Raw genomic sequence first — 17347 nt, 5'->3', positions numbered from 1 at the left:
TCCCGTGTTCAAGAGATGCCGAGCTCGTTGTCGATGAACTCAAAGATCTCGTCGTCCGAGGCAGCGTCGATCTTGTCGGTGACCTGCGCATCGGTGTTCTCACCCGCGGCCTCGTCCAACTTGGACAGCAGATCCTGCAGCCGCCGGGCCACGGCCGTGCGCGCCGCCTCGTCGGCGGCGACCGCCGGCAGCAGCGACTCGACCCGGCCCAGTTCTTCGGCCAGCGACGGGACCGCCGCGGCGCCTCGCTCGCCGCCGAGCTCGCCGGCGAGGTGCTTCGCGAGCGGCTTCGGCGACGGGTAGTCGAACAACAGCGTCGCGGGCAGCCGCAGCCCGGTCAGCGAGCCCAGCCGGTTGCGCAGTTCGACCGCGGTGAGCGAGTCGAAGCCCAGCGCGAGGAACCCGCGCCCGGCCTCGATCGCCTTGGCGTCGGCGTGCCCGAGCACCGCCGCCGCTTCCGCGCAGACCAGTTCGAGCAGCCGCTGCTCCCGCTCGGCTCCGGTCAGCCCGGCGAGCTCGTGCCGGACCGGCACCGGTTCGGTGCGCGCCGGTCGCGCGGCGCCGCGCACCAGGCCGCGCAGCAGCGGCGGCGCCGGTTCGCCGCGCAGCCCGGCGAGGTCGAACCTCGCCGGGACGAGCGTCGGGTGCCCGGCGGACACCGCGAGGTCGAACAGCGCCAGCCCGTCCTCTGTGGACATCGGAACGAGCCCGCCGCGCGCCATCCTGGACCGGTCGGCGCCCGCGAGCTTGCCGGTCATCTCGCTGCGCTCGTCCCACAGGCCCCACGCCAGCGACACGGCGGGCAGCCCGAGGGTCCGGCGGTGGACGGCGAGCGCGTCGAGGAAGGCGTTGCCCGCCGCGTAGTTCGCCTGCCCGGCGCTGCCCGACGTGCCGGCGATCGAGGAGAACAGCACGAACGCGACCCGCTCGTCGGCACCGGCCAGCTCGTGCAGGTTCAGCGCCGCGTCGACCTTCGTCCGCAGCACCGTGTCGAAACGTTGCGGCGTCAGCGAAGTCACCACTCCGTCGTCGAGGGCGCCCGCGACGTGGACGACGGCGCCGAGCGGGTGGTCCCCCGGGACGTCGGCCAGCAGGGTGGCCAGCGCCGCCCGGTCGGCGACGTCGCACGCGGCGAGCCGGACCTCGGCGCCGAGCCCGGCCAGCTCGGCGGCCAGCTCCTCGGCACCCGGCGCACCGGTGCCACGCCTGCTGACCAGCAGCAGGTGCCGCACTCCGCGTTCGGTGACGAGGTGCCGGGCGACGGAGCGGCCGATGGTGCCGGTCGCTCCCGTCACGAGCACGGTCGTGTCGCCGTCCCAAGGGGACGTCGGTTCCGACGGCGGCTCGACGCGGCCGAGGCGCGCGGCGCGGATTTCGCCGTCGCGGATCGCCAGCTGTGGTTCGTCCGCGGCCGCCGCGCGGGGCAGGACGGCCGCGGACGCGTCTGTTCCGTCGACGTCGACGAGCTGGAACCGGCCGGGGTGCTCCGCCTGCGCGGAGCGGACGAGGCCCCAGAGCGGCGCGTTCACCAGGTCGCCGAGCGCTTCGCCGGGTTCGGCCTGGACCGCGGCCGTGGTCGCGAACACCAGCTTCGTGTCCGCGAAGGCGTCTTCGGTGAGCCAGCGCTGGATCAGGTCCAGCGCCCAGGTCGTCGCCGCGCGGACGTCCCCGGCGAGGTCGCCGGTTTCCCGGCCGGGCACGGGCACCACGACGACGGCGGGTGCCGGGTCCGCGGACCGCAGTTCGTCGAGTCCCGAGTAGACAGTCGTGCCGCTCGACGGCGACCACGTCCCGGCCACGTCGAGCACCGCCGGTTCCCCGGCTGCGCCGGGCAGTTCGACCGGTGTCCAGCCGAGCCGGAAGAGGGCGTCGTGGTGGACCGGCCGCGCTTCACGCAGTTGCGCGGCCGAAACCTCCCGCAGCACGAGCGATCCCGCGGTCAGCACGGGACGGCCCGCGGTGTCGGTCACGGCGAGCGAAATGCCGCCGGTGCCGCCGGTGCCGAGCCGAATCCGCACCGGCGCGGCGCAGGCCGCGTGCAGGGAGACGTCGGTCCACGAGAACGGCAGGCCGGCCGCGGACCGCTCGCCGGGCTTCTCCCGCAGGGCCGCCGACTGCACGGCGGCGTCGAGCAACGCGGGGTGGACGCCGAAGCGGGTGGCTTCGGCCTGCTGGTCCGCGGGGAGCGCGAGGTCGGCGAGGATGTCGTCGCCGAGCCGCCAGGCCGCCGTGACCCCTTGGAAGACCGGCCCGTAGTCGAAGCCGCGTTCGGCGTAGGCGTCGTAGAACCCGGTGAGGTCGACCGGCTCGGCGCCCGCGGGCGGCCATTCGGCGGGTGCGCTCGCCGGCGGGCGCGCGGCCACGGCGAGCCGGCCGCCGGCGTGCAGGGTCCACGGCGACTCGTCGTCCGGTCGCGAGTGGACGGTGATCGGCCGTCCGCCGCCGTCTTCGGCGCCGCCGACGCTCACCTGCAGCCGGACGTCGCCGCGGTCCGGCAGCACGAGCGGTGCGGCCAGGGTCAGCTCCTCAACGGTCGCGCAGCCGACCTCGCCGCCCGCGCGCATGGCGAGTTCGAGGAAGGCCGTGCCGGGGAAGAGCACGGAACCGAGCACGACGTGCTCGGCGAGCCACGGCTGCTCGGAGAGGGACAGCCGCCCGCTGAAGACGACGCCGCCGGTGTCGGCGAGCCAGGTCGCGGCGCCCAGCAGCGGGTGGTCGGTCGTCATCAGGCCGTGGGCGCGAAGGTCACCCTTCGCGGTGGTTCGTGCCCAGTAGCGCTTGCGCTGGAAGGCGTAGGTGGGCAGGTCGACCCGCGCGGCACCGGAGAAGAAGGTCGACCACTCGACGTCCTGCCCGACGACGTACAGCGACGCCACCGCCGTCAGCAGGCTCTCTTCCTCCGCACGGTCCTTCCGCAGCGCCGAAGCCAACGTGCCTTCAACGGACTCCGCCGCCATCGCGGTCAGCACACCATCCGGACCCAGCTCCAGGAACCGGGTCACACCCTGCTCGGCCAAGTAGGTCAGACCGTCGTGGAAGCGGACGGTTCCGCGCACGTGCCGCACCCAATACTCCGGAGAAGTCAGGTCTTCGGCCAGGGTGCCGGTCACGTTCGACACGACCGGAATCGAAGGAGCGTGGTAAGTCAGTGATTCCGCGACCCGGCGGAACTCTTCGAGCATCGGCTCCATCCGGGCCGAGTGGAACGCGTGGCTCACCGACAACCGGCGAGTCTTCCGCCCTTCGAACTGCTCCACGACCGAGCCGACGGCATCCTCATCGCCCGAAAGCACCACCGACGACGGGCCGTTCACCGCCGCGATCGACACGCCCTCGACCAGCAGAGGCAGCACTTCGGCCTCGGTCGCCTGCACGGCCACCATCACCCCGCCCGCGGGCAGGGCCTGCATCAAGCGGCCACGGGCGGCCACCAGCGCACACGCGTCCTCCAGCGACAGAACGCCCGCGACATGGGCCGCCGCCAGCTCGCCAATCGAATGCCCGACCAGGAAATCCGGCCGGACGCCCCAGGACTCGACCAGCCGGAACAACCCGACCTCGACCGCGAACAACGCCGCCTGCGCATACATCGTCTGGTTCAACAGCTCGGCATCCTCGCCGAACATCACCGCACGCAAACCATCCACCTGCGCACACACCGCGTCCACGACCTCGGCGAACACCGGGAACGACTCACACAGCTCCCGGCCCGCACCGAGCCGCTGCGCACCCTGGCCGGAGAACAGGAACGCCGAACGACCCGAATCCACCACTCCGGACACGACACCCGGAACCGGCTCACCGGCAGCGAACGCGGCCAGCGCCGCGGCCCGGTCATCGGCCAGCACCACTGCGCGGTGCTCCAGCCGGGCCCGCGTCGAGGCCAGCGACCGCCCGACCTCGGCCACCCCGAGTCCGGGACGCGACTCCACGAAGGACGCCAACCGGCCCGCCTGCGCCCGCAAGCCCGCCGCACTCCGCGCCGACACCAGCCACGGTGTCACGCCGGTGACGTCGGTCGGCTCCGGCGCTTCGCCCTCGCCGAGCGGGGGTGCCTGTTCCACGATCACGTGGACGTTCGTGCCGCTCATCCCGAACGACGAGATCCCGGCCCGGCGCGGCCGCCCGGTCTCCGGCCACGGGACCGGCTCGGTCAGCAGCGCGATGTCACCGGCACTCCAGTCCACGTGCGACGAGGGCTCGGTCACGTGCAACGTCCGGGGCAGCAGCTCGTTCTGCAGCGCGAGCACGACCTTCATCACGCCGGCGACCCCGGCTGCGGCCTGCGTGTGCCCGATGTTCGACTTGACCGACCCGAGCCACAACGGCTGTTCCCGGTCGCGCCCGTAGGTCGCCAGCAACGCCTGCGCCTCGATCGGGTCGCCCAACGCGGTACCCGTGCCGTGCGCCTCCACCACGTCCACTTCGGACGCGGTCACCCCGGCCGACGCCAGCGCCGCCCGGATCACCCGCTGCTGCGACGGACCGTTCGGCGCCGTCAACCCGTTCGAGGCACCATCCTGGTTCACCGCCGAACCCCGCACGACCGCCAGCACCGGATGCCCGTTGCGCCGGGCGTCCGACAGCCGCTCCACCAGCAGCATCCCGGCGCCCTCGCCCCAGCCGGTGCCGTCGGCGTCGTCCGAGAACGCCTTCACGCGGCCGTCTTCCGCGAGCCCGCGCTGCCTGCTGAACGCCTGGAACGCGGTCGGGGTCGACATCACGGTCGCCCCGCCGGTCAGCGCCATCGCGCATTCGCCCTGCCGCACCGCCTGCACCGCGAGGTGCAGCGCCACCAGCGAAGACGAGCACGCGGTGTCCACGGTCAAGGTCGGGCCTTCGAGGCCGAGCGCGTAGGCGATCCGGCCGGAGAACACGCTGGCCGCCGTTCCGGTGCTCGCGTGGCCCTCGGTGTCCGCGGTCGGGTCCATCACGAGCACGGAGTAGTCCTGCCCGTTGGTGCCGACGAACACGCCGACCTGGCCGCCCCGCAGCGAGGTGGGATCGATGCCCGCGGCCTCGATCGCCTCCCACGACGTTTCGAGCAGCAGCCGCTGCTGCGGATCCATCGCCGTGGCCTCGCGGGGCGAGACCCCGAAGAAGCCCGCGTCGAATTCCGCGGCACCGTCGAGGAAGGCCCCGCGCCGCGTGTAGACCTTGCCGGGCTTGCCCGGCTCCGGGTCGTAGAGGTCGTCGAGATCCCAGCCCCGGTCCTCCGGGAACGACGTCAGCGCGTCGGTCCCCTCGGACAGCAAGCGCCACAGCGCGGCCGGCGTGTCGGCGCCGCCGGGGAACCGGCAGCTGATGCCCACGATCGCCACCGGCTCGTCGCTGCGCACCCGGCCCGCTTCCGGCGCCTCGACCGCGGCCGGGGACCCGAACAGCTCGGCCAGCAGCATGCCGGCCAGCGCTTCGGCGGTCGGGTAGTCGAACACGATCGTCGAGGGCAGCGACAGGCCGGTCGCCGCGCCGAGCACGTTGCGGAACTCCACCGCCGTCAGCGAGTCGAAGCCCAGTTCCCGGAACGCCCGCGTCGGCTCGATGTCCTCGGGACGCGCGTAGCCGAGCGCCGCGGCGGCGTGCGCCCGCACGAGTTCGAGCACGGCACGCGGCCGGTCGGCTTCGGGGACTCCGGCGAGGGTCGCGTTCGCCACCGGAGCGGCCGCGGCGAGCACCCGGCGGGCTTCCGGCAGGTCGCCGAGCAACGCGCTGGGCCGGACGGCCGCGAAGCTCGGCGCGTAGCGTTCCCAGTCGACGTCGGCGACGGCCACGAACGCCTCGCCGATCGAACCGGGCAGCGCGCTCATGGCCGATCCGGGCGCCATGGGTGGCAGGCCGCCGCGGCGGGCCCGGCCGGCCACCTCGTCGGCCGTGGCCAGCCCGGTCTCCGCCCACGGCCCCCAGGCGATCGACGTCGCGGGCAGGCCGAGCCCGCGCCGGTGCTCGGCCAGCGCGTCCAGGTAGGCGTTCGCGGCCGCGTAGGCGCCCTGGCCGGCCGCACCCATCGTCGCCGCGAAGGACGAGAATACGACGAAGGCGTCCAGCGCGAGCTCCCGCGACGCCTCGTCCAGGTTCCGGGCGGTCAGCGCTTTCGCCCGCACCACGCGGTCGATCTGTTCCGGCGTCACGGACTCCAAGACGCCGTCGTCGAGCACCGCGGCGGCGTGCACGATGGCCGACACCGGCACCTCGGCACCCGCCGTGGCCAGCAGTTCGCCGCACGCTTCCCGGTCGGTCACGTCGCAGGCCATCACGGACACGGCAGTCTTTCGGGGGTTCCGGGTGGCGGAGCCCCCGGCCCGGGGCGGAGCCCCGGATGTCACGGCGATCCCGGCTTCTTCGAGCTCGGCGACCAGCTCGGCCGCCCCGTCCGCCGCCGGGCCGCGGCGTGACGCCAGCACGATCCGCTCCGCACCCGCGTGCGCGGCCCAGCGGGCGACCCGGGCACCGAGCGCGCCGGTGCCACCGGTGATCACCACGGTCCCGCGCGGCCGCCACTCGGCCGCTGGCGCGGCGGCCCTGGTCAGCCGCCGCCCGAACACGCCGGATTCCCGGACCGCGACCTGGTCCTCGCCCGCGGTACCGGACAGGACCGCGCACAGCCGTCCCACCGTGCGCTCGCCCGGTTCCGCGGGCAGGTCGACCAGGCCGCCCCACCGGCCGGGCAGCTCCAGCGCGGCCGTCCGGCCGAGTCCCCAGAGCTGCGCCTGCCGGGGTGCCGTCACCAGGTCACCGCGTCCGGTGGACACCGCGCCCGTGGTGGCGAGCCAGAGCGGCGCGTCGAGCCCGGCGGCCCCGAGCGCCTGCACGAGGGCGACGCTCGCCGTGAGCAGCTCGGTGAACTCCGCGTCCGGCGTCTCGTCGAGCGCGAGCAGCGACAGCACCCCGCTCACGGCTTCGTCACCGGCGGCCGCTTGCAGGCGCTCGCGGCAGACCTCACCGGCGTCGAGCGGCACCACGGTGGCACCGGCCGCCGACAAGCCCTCGACGAGCCGGGCCTGCCGCTCGGTACCGGACGTCACCACGAGCCAGCGACCGGACAGCCGGGCCTCGTCCCGCGACACGAGCGACCACGAAACCCCGTACCGCCAGCCCTCCACTGTGGACCGTTCGAGCCGTCGCCGTCGCCACGCCGACAGCGCGGGCAGGACCGTGCCGAGCTCCGCCTCGCCGACACCGAGCTCGCGGGACAGCTGCTCGACGTCGTCGCTCTCGACGGTCGCCCAGAACTCGGCGTCGACCGGGTCGGCCGGGGCCGCGTCCGCGCCGGGCTCCAGCCAGTACCGCTCCCGCTGGAACGCGTAGGTCGGCAGATCGACCAGCCGGGCTTCGTGCCCGGCGAACACGACGTCCCAGTCCGGCGCCACGCCGCGGACGTACAGCTCGGCCAGCGACGTCAGGAACCGGTCGCGGCCGCCATCGCCGCGGCGGAGGGTCCCGACGGCGACCGCCGGGCCGGTCGTGCCCCGCTCGAGCGTTTCCTGCACCCCGACGGTCAGCACCGGGTGCGAGCTGACCTCGACGAACGCGGAGTAGCCCTCGGCCGCCAGCGCGCGGATCGCCGTCTCGAACCGCACCGGCTGCCGCAGGTTGGTGTACCAGTACCGGGCGTCCATCGTCGCGGTGTCGAGCCACCGGCCGTGCACGGTGGAGAACAGCGGCACCTCGCCGGCCCGCGGGGCGACGGGGGCGAGCGCGGCCAGCAGCCGCTCTTCGATCCGTTCGACCTGGGCCGAATGCGACGCGTAGTCGACCGCGATCCGCTTCGCCCGGACGCCGTCGGCTTCGCACGCGGCCACGAGCTCGTCCAGCGCGGCGGGCTCGCCGGCCACGACCGTCGAGGACACGCCGTTGACGGCGGCGATCGAGATCCGCGTCTCCCAGCGGGCAAGTCGTTCGGCGACAGCGGCTTCGGGCAGTGCGATCGACACCATCCCGCCGTCGCCCGACAGCACCTCGCCGATCGCCCGGCTGCGCAGCGCGACGATCCGCGCGGCATCGGCGAGCGAGAGTGCCCCGGACACGCACGCCGCGGCGATCTCGCCCTGCGAATGACCGATGACGGCGTCCGGTTCGATCCCGTGCGCCCGCCACAGCGCGGCGAGCGAGACCATCATGGCGAAGGACGCCGGCTGCACGACGTCAACGCGTTCCAGCATCTCCGCGTCGGCCAGCACGTCCGGCAGCGACCAGTCGACGAACTCGGCGAGCGCGTCGGCGCACTCCCGCATCCGCGCCGCGAACACCTCGGAGCTCCCCAGCAGCTCGGTGGCCATCCCGGCCCACTGCGTGCCCTGGCCGGGGAACACGAACACCGTCCGGCCGGTCACGTCCGCCACGCCCTGGGTGACGCCGGCCCCGCCCGAGGCCACCGCCGCGAGCCCCGAGCCCAGCTCGGCCCGCGTCGACCCGACGACGACCGCGCGGTGCTCGAAGGCCGATCGCGAGGTCGCCAGCGAGAAGCCGAGGTCGACCGGGCGATGGCCGGTCCGGTTCACCTGCGCCAGCAGGGCCGCGGCCTGTGCCCGCAGCGCGTCCGCCGACCGGCCGGACAGCGGCCAGGCCACCACGGGGCCGGTGTCCGGCACCGGGCCGGGCGCGGGCGGCTCGGGGGCCTGCTCGACGAGCACGTGCGCGTTCGTGCCGCTGACCCCGAACGACGACACCGCGGCGCGCCGGACGCGGTCGCCCGACGGCCACGGCTGCGGTTCGGTGAGCAGCCGCACGGCACCCGAAGACCAGTCCACGTGCGTGGTGGGCCGCTCGACGTGCAGGGTGCGCGGCACCGTCTCGTGGCGCAGCGCCTGCACCAGCTTGATGATCCCGGCGACGCCGGCGGCGGCCTGGGTGTGGCCGATGTTCGACTTGATCGACCCGAGCCACAGCGGCCGGTCCCGGCCCGTCCCGTAGGCGGCGAGCAGCGCCTGCGCCTCGATCGGGTCGCCGAGCGCGGTGCCCGTGCCGTGCGCCTCGACGACGTCCACATCGGACGCCGCGAGTCCCGCGTCCGCGAGCGCCTGCCGGATCACCCGCTGCTGCGACGGCCCGTTCGGCGCGGTGAGCCCGCTGCTCGCGCCGTCGGAGTTGACGGCGGAGCCGCGGACCACGGCCAGGACGGGGTGGCCGCGCCGCTGCGCGTCCGAGAGCCGTTCGAGCAGCAGCATCCCGGCGCCTTCGCCCCAGCCGGTGCCGTCGGCGTCGTCGGAGAAGGCCTTGCAGCGGCCGTCCCGCGCGAGCCCGCGCTGGCGGCTGAACTCGACGAACCCGCCGGGCGAGGACATGATCGTGACGCCGCCCGCGAGCGCGAGCGAGCATTCGCCCTTGCGCAGCGCCTGCACGGCCAGGTGCAGCGCGACGAGCGAAGAGGAGCAAGCCGTGTCGACCGAGACGGCCGGACCTTCGAGACCGAGCGCGTAGGCCACCCGGCCCGAGGCGATGCTGGGCAGGTTGCCGTTGCCGAGGTGCCCCAGCACCTCCTCCGAAAGGCCCGGCAGGTCGGTGGCGTAACCGGCGTACATGACCCCGGTGAAGACACCGGTCCGGCTGCCGCGCAGCGACGCGGGCACGATGCGGGCGCGCTCGATCGCCTCCCACGCGGTCTCGAGCAGCAACCGCTGCTGCGGGTCCATCGCCGCCGCCTCGCGGGGCGAGATGCCGAAGAACGCCGGGTCGAATCCGGCGACGTCGTCGAGGAAGCCGCCTTGGTCCACATAGGACGTTCCGGGCCGGACGGAGTCGGGGTCGTAGACGCCCGCGGTGTCCCAGCCGCGGTCGCCGGGGAACGGCGACACGGCGTCGATCCCCTCGTCGACGAGCCGCCACAGCTCTTCCGGCGAGTTCGCGCCCCCGGGGAACCGGCAGCTCATCCCGACGATGGCGATCGGCTCGGTGCCGCTCGCCTCCAGCTCCTGGAGCCGGGCCCTCGTCTCGTGCAGGTCGGTGGTGACCCGCTTGAGGTACTCGACCAGCTTCCGTTCAGATCCGTCTGAGGACATTCAGCCGAACTCCCTGTCGATGAAATCGAAGATCTCGTCGGTCGAGGCGCCGCTGAGGGCCTCGGCCGCGGAAGTGCCTTCGCCGGTGCGCCGCGTTCCGTTCCACGTCGACAGCAGGGCACGCAGCCGGGCGCCGATCCGGTCGTGCTCCTCGTGTTCGACCGAGCCGGCCGTGGCCGACAGCCGCTCCGCGAGCCGGTCGAGCTCGGCGTGCACGGCCGGCTCCCCGGCACCGGCCGGGTCGAGGTGCGGTGCCAGCTCGCCGAGCAGGTGCGCCGCGAGCGAAACCGGGGCCGGGTAGTCGAACAACGTCGTCGCCGGCAGCTTCAGCCCGGTGGCGCCGCTGAGCCGGTTGCGCAGCTCGACGGCGGTCAGCGAGTCGAACCCGATCTCCATGAACCCGCGTTCGGCGGGCACGGCCTCGTGCGGGGCGTACCCGAGCACCGCGGCGGCCTCGGCCAGCACCAGGTCGAGCACGGCCGGGCCGCGGTCCTTCTCCGGCAGCGACTCGAGCCGCTCGGCGAACGCGGGACCCCCGCTCGCCGCCCCCGACGCGGTGGGCCGCGCGGCGCCGCGGGCCGGGCGGACGAGCCCGCGCAGCGGTGCCGGTGCCGTCGCGCCCAGCCGGGCCGGGTCGAGCCGGATGGGCACGACCAGGGCGAGGTCGAGCTGCCGCGCGTCGTCGAACGCCCGCAGGCCGTCGGCGACGTCGAACGGCTTCACACCCGATGCCGCCATCCGCCGCACGTCGGCCGCACCGAGCTCGCCGGCCATCCCGCCGCCGGACCACGGGCCCCAGGCGAGCGAAGTGACGGTGCGGCCGGCCGCCCGGCGGTGCGCCGCGAGCGCGTCGAGGAACGCGTTGGCCGCGGCGTAGTTGCCCTGCCCGGCGTTGCCGAGGATCCCGGCGGCCGAGGAGAACAGCGCGAACAGCGCGAGGTCGTCGTAGGCGGTCAGCTCGTCCAGGTTGACCGCGGCGTCGACCTTCGGCCGCAGCACGTGTTCGAGGCGGTCGGCGTCGAGCGCGGTGAGCACGCCGTCGTCGACCACGCCCGCGGTGTGCACCACCCCGGTCAGCGGGTGTTCGGCGGGGACCCGGGCCAGCACGGCGGCCAGTTCGGCGCGGTCGGCCACGTCGCAGGCGGCGATCGTGACGTCGGCGCCGAGCCCGGTCAGCTCGGCGGCCAGCTCCGCCGCGCCGGGTGCGCCGACACCGCGCCTGCTGAGCAGCAGCAGCCTCCGCGCGCCGTGTTCGGTGACCAGGTGCCGGGCCACGTGGGCGCCGAGGCCGCCGGTGCCGCCGGTGACCAGCACCGTGCCCGCCGGGTCGAGCGGCGCGGGCAGGGTGAGCACCACCTTGCCGATGTGCTTGGCCTGGCTCATGTGCCGGAACGCCTCCGGCGCCCGGCGGATGTCCCACGACGTCACCGGAAGGGGCCGCAGCACACCGCGTTCGACCAGGTCGACGGCATGGGCGAGGATTTCGCCGATCCGGTCGGGACCCGCGTCGCCGAGGTCGAACGGGTGGTACCGCAGGCCGGGCCGGCCGTCGGCCCGGACGTCGGTCTTGCCCATCTCGACGAACCGGCCGCCGTCGGCCAGCAGGTCGAAGGACGCGTCGACGAATTCACCCGCGAGCGAGTTCAGCACGACGTCGACGCCGGTGCGGTTGGTCTTCCGGAACGTCTCGGCGAACTCGAGCGTGCGCGAGGAAGCGATGCGGTCGTCGGGGAGGCCGAGCTCGCGCAGCGCCCCCCACTTCCCGGGGCTGGCGGTGCCGAAGACCCGGGCGCCGAGGTGCCGGGCCAGCTGCGCCGCGGCCATGCCGACCCCGCCCGCGGCGGAGTGCACCAGCACCGACTCGCCCGGCCGCACCCCGGCGAGGTCGACGAGGGCGTAGTAGGCGGTGATGAACGCGATCGGCAGCGACGCCGCGTCGGTGAACGACCAGCCGGCCGGCATCCGCACCACCATGCGGTGGTCGGCGACCACCAGCGGGCCGTACGCCCCGTGGAACATGCCGAGGACGCGGTCGCCGGGGACGAACCCGGTGACACCCGGGCCGACCTCCGCGATCACCCCGGCGCCCTCGAGCCCCATCGGGCCCGCCTCGCCCGGGTACATGCCGAGCGCGTTGAGGACGTCGCGGAAGTTCACGCCGGCCGCGCGCATCGAGATGCGCACCTCGCCGGCGCGCAGGGGCGCGGCGGCCTCGGGCGCGGGCAACGGGCGGAGGTTGTCCAGCGTGCCCTTGTCGGTGCTGTCCAGCCGCCACGGCCGGCCGCCCGCCGGGGGTTCGAGGAGCCCGGTGCCGGCCCGCTCGAGCCGGGGCACGGACAGTTCGCCCGCGCGCACCGCCAGCTGGGGCTCGCCGGAGGCGATCGCGGCGAACAACGCGGCGACGGAGGCTTCCTCGTCGTCGATGTCGATGACCACGAACCGGTCCGGGTGTTCGGCCTGCGCCGTGCGGAGCAGGCCCCACGCTGGGGCGAACGCCAGGTCGCGGATGCCCTCGCCCGGCAGCGCGGCGACCGCTCCCCTGGTGACGAAGGCGAGCTTCGCGCCGGTGAACCGGTCGTCGGCGAGCCAGTCGCGCATGAGGTCGAGCACCCCGCCGACGGCGGTCCGGACGTCGGCGGGAACGCGGCCGGTGGCGTGCCCGTTCAGCACGCACGGCACGAACACGAGGCCGGGGCGGGCGCCGCCGTCGATCGCCGCGGCGAGGTCGGCCAGGGTGCGGTGGGAGGTCGCCTCCGCCTCGGCACCCACCCGGCCCGCCAACTTGAGCTGGTCGTCACCAAGGACGACGCAGTCACGGACGCCGGCATCGGGTTCGGTCGCCGGCGGGTGCCAGGCGAGCCGGTACAGCGAGTCGAGCGGCCGGTGCCGGAGCTCGATCGCCTGCACCGTGCGCAGCACGAGCGAGCCGATCGAGGCCACCGGGCGGCCGGCCGGGTCGGCCACGGCGAGGGAGAGCGACTCGGGGCCGGCCTTCGCCAGGCGGACCCGCAGGCTCGACGCGCCGCCGGCGTGCAGCGAGACCGCCGACCACGAGAACGGCAGCCGCCCGGTTCCGCCGTCGGCGAGCGGCAGGAAGACCAGGGCCTGCAGGGCCCCGTCGAGCAGTGCCGGGTGCAGGCCGAACGAGGCGGCGTCGCGCGCGGCCCGCTCGGGCAGCGCGACCTCGGCGTACACCTCGTCGCCGAGCCGCCACGCCGACGTCAGGCACTGGAAGCTCGGCCCGTACTGGGCACCGGAGTCCTCGCCGCGGTCGTAGAAGCCGTCGAGGTCGATCGGTTCGGCGTCCCGCGGCGGCCAGTGCACCGGCCGCGTGTCCGGGGCGACGGCCTGCGGGACGAGCACGCCGGTGGCGTGCAGTGTCCACGGCGCGTCGTCGTCTTGTCGCGAGTGGACGGTGAGCTTGCGTGCCCCGTCGTCGTCCGGCTCGCCGACGACGACCTGGAGCCGCACGCTCCCGTCGCCGGGGAGCACGAGCGGCGCCGCGAGCGTCAGCTCCTCCACCTGGGCGCAACCGACCTCGTCGCCCGCGCGCACGGCCAGTTCGAGGAAGGCCGTGCCGGGCAGCAGCGCGCTGCCGAGCATGACGTGGTCGGCGAGCCACGGGTGCGTCGCCACCGAGAGGCGGCCGGTGAACACGAGCCCGCCGGACTCGGCGAGCGGCACGGCCGCGCCGAGCAGCGGGTGCCGGGTCGCGGTCAGCCCGAGGCCGCTCGCGTCGAGCGAGCCCGCCGGTGCGTCGATCCAGTAGCGCTGACGCTGGAAGGCGTAGGTGGGCAGGTCGACCCGGGCGGTGCCGGTGAACAGCGTCGTCCAGTCCACGTCCTGCCCGGCGACGTACAGCGACGCCACCACCGTCAGCAGACTTTCTTCCTCCGCGCGGTCCTTCCGCAGCGCCGAAACCAACGTGCCCTCAACGGACTCCGCTGCCATCGCCGTGAGCACACCATCCGGACCCAACTCCAGGAACCGGGTCACGCCTTGATCGGCCAAGTAGGTCACGCCGTCGTGGAAGCGGACGGTTCCGCGCACGTGCCGGACCCAATAGTCCGGTGAGGTCAGGTCTTCGGCCAGGGTCCCGGTCACATTGGACACGACCGAAATCGAAGGAGCTTGATAGGTAAGGGTTTCCGCGACCCGACGGAACTCTTCCAGCATCGGTTCCATGCGGGCCGAGTGGAACGCATGGCTCACCGACAACCGGCGGGTCTTGCGACCCCCGAACTGCTTGACGACCGACTCGACCGCATCCTCGTCACCCGAGAGCACCACCGACGACGGCCCGTTCACCGCCGCGATCGACACACCATCCACCAACAGCGTTGAGACCTCGGCCTCGGTGGCCTGTACCGCCACCATCACCCCACCCGCGGGCAGCGCCTGCATCAACCGGCCACGCGCCGCCACCAGCACACAGGCATCCTCCAAAGAGAAGACACCCGCAACATGGGCCGCCGACAGCTCACCAATCGAGTGCCCCACCAGGAAATCCGGTGTCACACCCCACGACTCGACCAAGCGGAACAACCCGACCTCGACCGCGAACAACGCCGCCTGCGCATACATCGTCTGGTTCAACAACTCGGCATCCTCGCCGAACATCACCTCACGCAGGCCTTCAACCTGCGCGCACACCGCATCCACGACCTCGGCGAACACCGGGAACGACTCATACAGCTCCCGTCCGGCACCGAGCCGCTGCGCACCTTGGCCGGAGAAGAGGAACGCCGAACGACCACCCGACACCGTCCCCGGCACCACACCGGGAACCGGCTCGCCGTTCGCCAGCGCGGCCAGACCGGTCAACGCCCCGGCCCGGTCGGCCGCCAGCACCACCGCACGGTCCTCGAACACCGCCCGCGACGACACCAGCGCCGCACCCAGCTCCGCCACTCCCAGGTCCGGCCGACCGTCCACGAACGACAGCAACCGCGCCGCCTGCGCCCGCAGGGCCGGGCCACCACGGCCCGACACCACCAGCGGAACCACGCCGACGGCGGGCTCCGGCTCGGCCACCTCGGGCTCGCCGGGCGCCGGGGCCTCCTCGACGATCACGTGCGCGTTCGTCCCGCTGACCCCGAACGCGGAGATCCCGGCCCGGCGGGGGTGTCCGTTGCGCTGCCACGGCACCGGCTCGGTCAGCAGCTCGATGTCTCCGGCGCTCCAGTCGACCTGGGCCGACGGGGCGTCGACGTTCAGGGTGCGTGGCAGCACCTCGTTGCGGAGGGCCTGCACCATCTTGATCACGCCGGCCGCGCCGGCGGCGGACTGCGTGTGCCCGATGTTCGACTTGACGGAACCGAGCCACAGCGGCCGGTCCCGGTCCTCGCCGTAGGTGGCCAGCAACGCCTGCGCCTCGATCGGGTCGCCGAGCGCGGTTCCGGTCCCGTGGCCTTCCACCGCGTCCACTTCGGACGGCTGCAGGCCGGCGTTCGCGAGCGCCTGGCGGATGACCCGCTGCTGCGAAGGGCCGTTCGGCGCGCTGAGCCCGTTGGAGGCGCCGTCGGAGTTCACCGCCGACCCCCGCACGACGGCGAGCACGGGGTAGCCCCGGCGCCGGGCTTCGGACAGCCGGGTCAGCAGCAGCATGCCGGCCCCCTCGCCCCAGCCGGTGCCGTCGGCGCCGTCGGCGAACGCCTTGATCCGGCCGTCCGCGGCGAGCCCGCCCTGCCGGCCGAACTCGGCGTAGGCGCCGGGGGTGACCATCACGCTCACCCCGCCGGCCAGCGCCATCGTGCATTCGCCCTGCCGCAGCGCCTGCGCGGCCAGGTGCAGCGCGACCAGCGACGAGGAGCACGCCGTGTCCACCGTGACAGCGGGGCCTTCCAGCCCGAACGTGTAGGCGATCCGGCCGGACGCGACCGCGCTCGACCCGCCGGTGAGCAGGTGCCCGCGCAGCTCCTCGGGAACCTCGCGCAGCCCGGCGCCGTAGTGCTGGCTGCCGCACCCGACGAAGACGCCGGTGGCGCTGTTCTTCACCGACAGCGGATCGATCCCGGCCCGCTCGAACGCCTCCCACGCCGTCTCCAGCAGCAGCCGGTGCTGCGGGTCCATGGCGGTCGCTTCGCGCGGCGAGATGCCGAAGAACGCCGGGTCGAACTCGGCGGCGTCGTGGACGAACGCCCCGACCCGCGCGTAGTCCTTCGCCTTCGGGTCGTCGAGGCCGGCGAGGTCCCAGCCCCGGTCGGCCGGGAACTCCCCCAGCGCGTCCTCGCCGCGGAACACCAGGTCCCACAGGTCTTCGGGCGACCGGACGTCACCGGGGTACCGGCAGCTCATGCCGACGATCGCCATCGGCTCGTCCGGGGCGACCGCCACCACCGGCGGCGCGGCCCGCCCGGCCGGCTCGCCCGCGACGAGCTCGGCGAGGTGCTGCGCGAGCCGGGCCGCGGACGGGAAGTCGAACACGAGCGTGGTCGGCAGCCGCAGCCCGGTTTCGCCGGCGAGGCGGTTGCGCAGCTCGACGGCGGTGAGCGAGTCGAAGCCGAGCTCGCGGAACGCCCGATCGGCGTCGACCGCGTCCGGGGTGTCGAACCCGAGCACCGCGGCCGCCTGCGCACGGACGATCTCGAGCAGTGCCCGCCGTCGTTCCCCGGCCGGCAGCCCGGCCAGCCGGGACGTGAGCGACGGGCCGGCCGGGTCGTCGGCGGGCTCGGCGTCCCGCAGGGCGCGGACGGCCTCCGGCAGCTCGTCGAGCAGCGGCCGCCGTCGGGCGGCCGCGAAGCTCGGCGCGAACAGCCCCCAGTCGACGTCGGCGACGGCCAGGAACGTCTCGTCGTGCTCGATGGCCTGCGCCAGCGCGAGGACGGCGAGCTCGGGTGCCATCCCCCGCACCCCGCGCCGGCTCAGGTGCCGCTCCGCGACGTCGGTCGCGGCGAGGCCGTCGCCCGCCCACGCGCCCCACGCGACCGAGGTCGCGGTCAGCCCGTCGGCACGGCGGCGTTCGGCCAGCGCGTCGAGGAAGGCGTTGGCGGCGGCGTATGCGCCCTGCCCGCCACCGCCCCACACCCCGGCGTTGGAGGAGAACAGGACGAACGCGTCGAGTTCGGTGTCCGTGAGCAGTTCGTGCAGGTTGACGGCCCCGCGGACCTTGGCCGCGGTGACGCGGGCGAACTCCTCGGGCGTGGTGTCGGCGAGGGCGGCGACGCCGTCGACGCCCGCGGCGTGCAGCACCGCCCGCACCGGCTCGCCGCGCTCCGCCAGCTCACGCAGCACCTCGGCGAGCCGGTCCCGGTCCGCGACGTCGCACGCCGCGATCGTCACCTCGGCGCCGAGCGCACGCAGCTCGGCGGCCAGCTCGGCCGCACCGGGGGCGGCCTCGCCCGCGCGCGAGG

General features: G+C 74.4%; 2 protein-coding genes. Both read right to left on the bottom strand.

Annotated features, from left to right (window positions below; translation table 11 throughout):
* Window positions 1-8 precede the first annotated feature (8 nt).
* Complete coding sequence (locus IE317_RS38730) at window positions 9-9968, bottom strand: type I polyketide synthase (protein ID WP_373309227.1); 9960 nt, start codon at window positions 9966-9968, stop codon at window positions 9-11.
* Between the two features lie 27 nt (window positions 9969-9995).
* Window positions 9996-17347: type I polyketide synthase (locus IE317_RS38725; RefSeq protein WP_191316348.1), on the bottom strand; the 7352-nt coding region annotated here is incomplete at its 5' end.

The sequence above is a fragment of the Amycolatopsis bullii genome (assembly GCF_014654205.1).
In the GTDB taxonomy this organism is placed as follows: Bacteria; Actinomycetota; Actinomycetes; order Mycobacteriales; family Pseudonocardiaceae; genus Amycolatopsis; species Amycolatopsis plumensis.
This window is presented reverse-complemented; position numbering and strand designations above follow the sequence as displayed.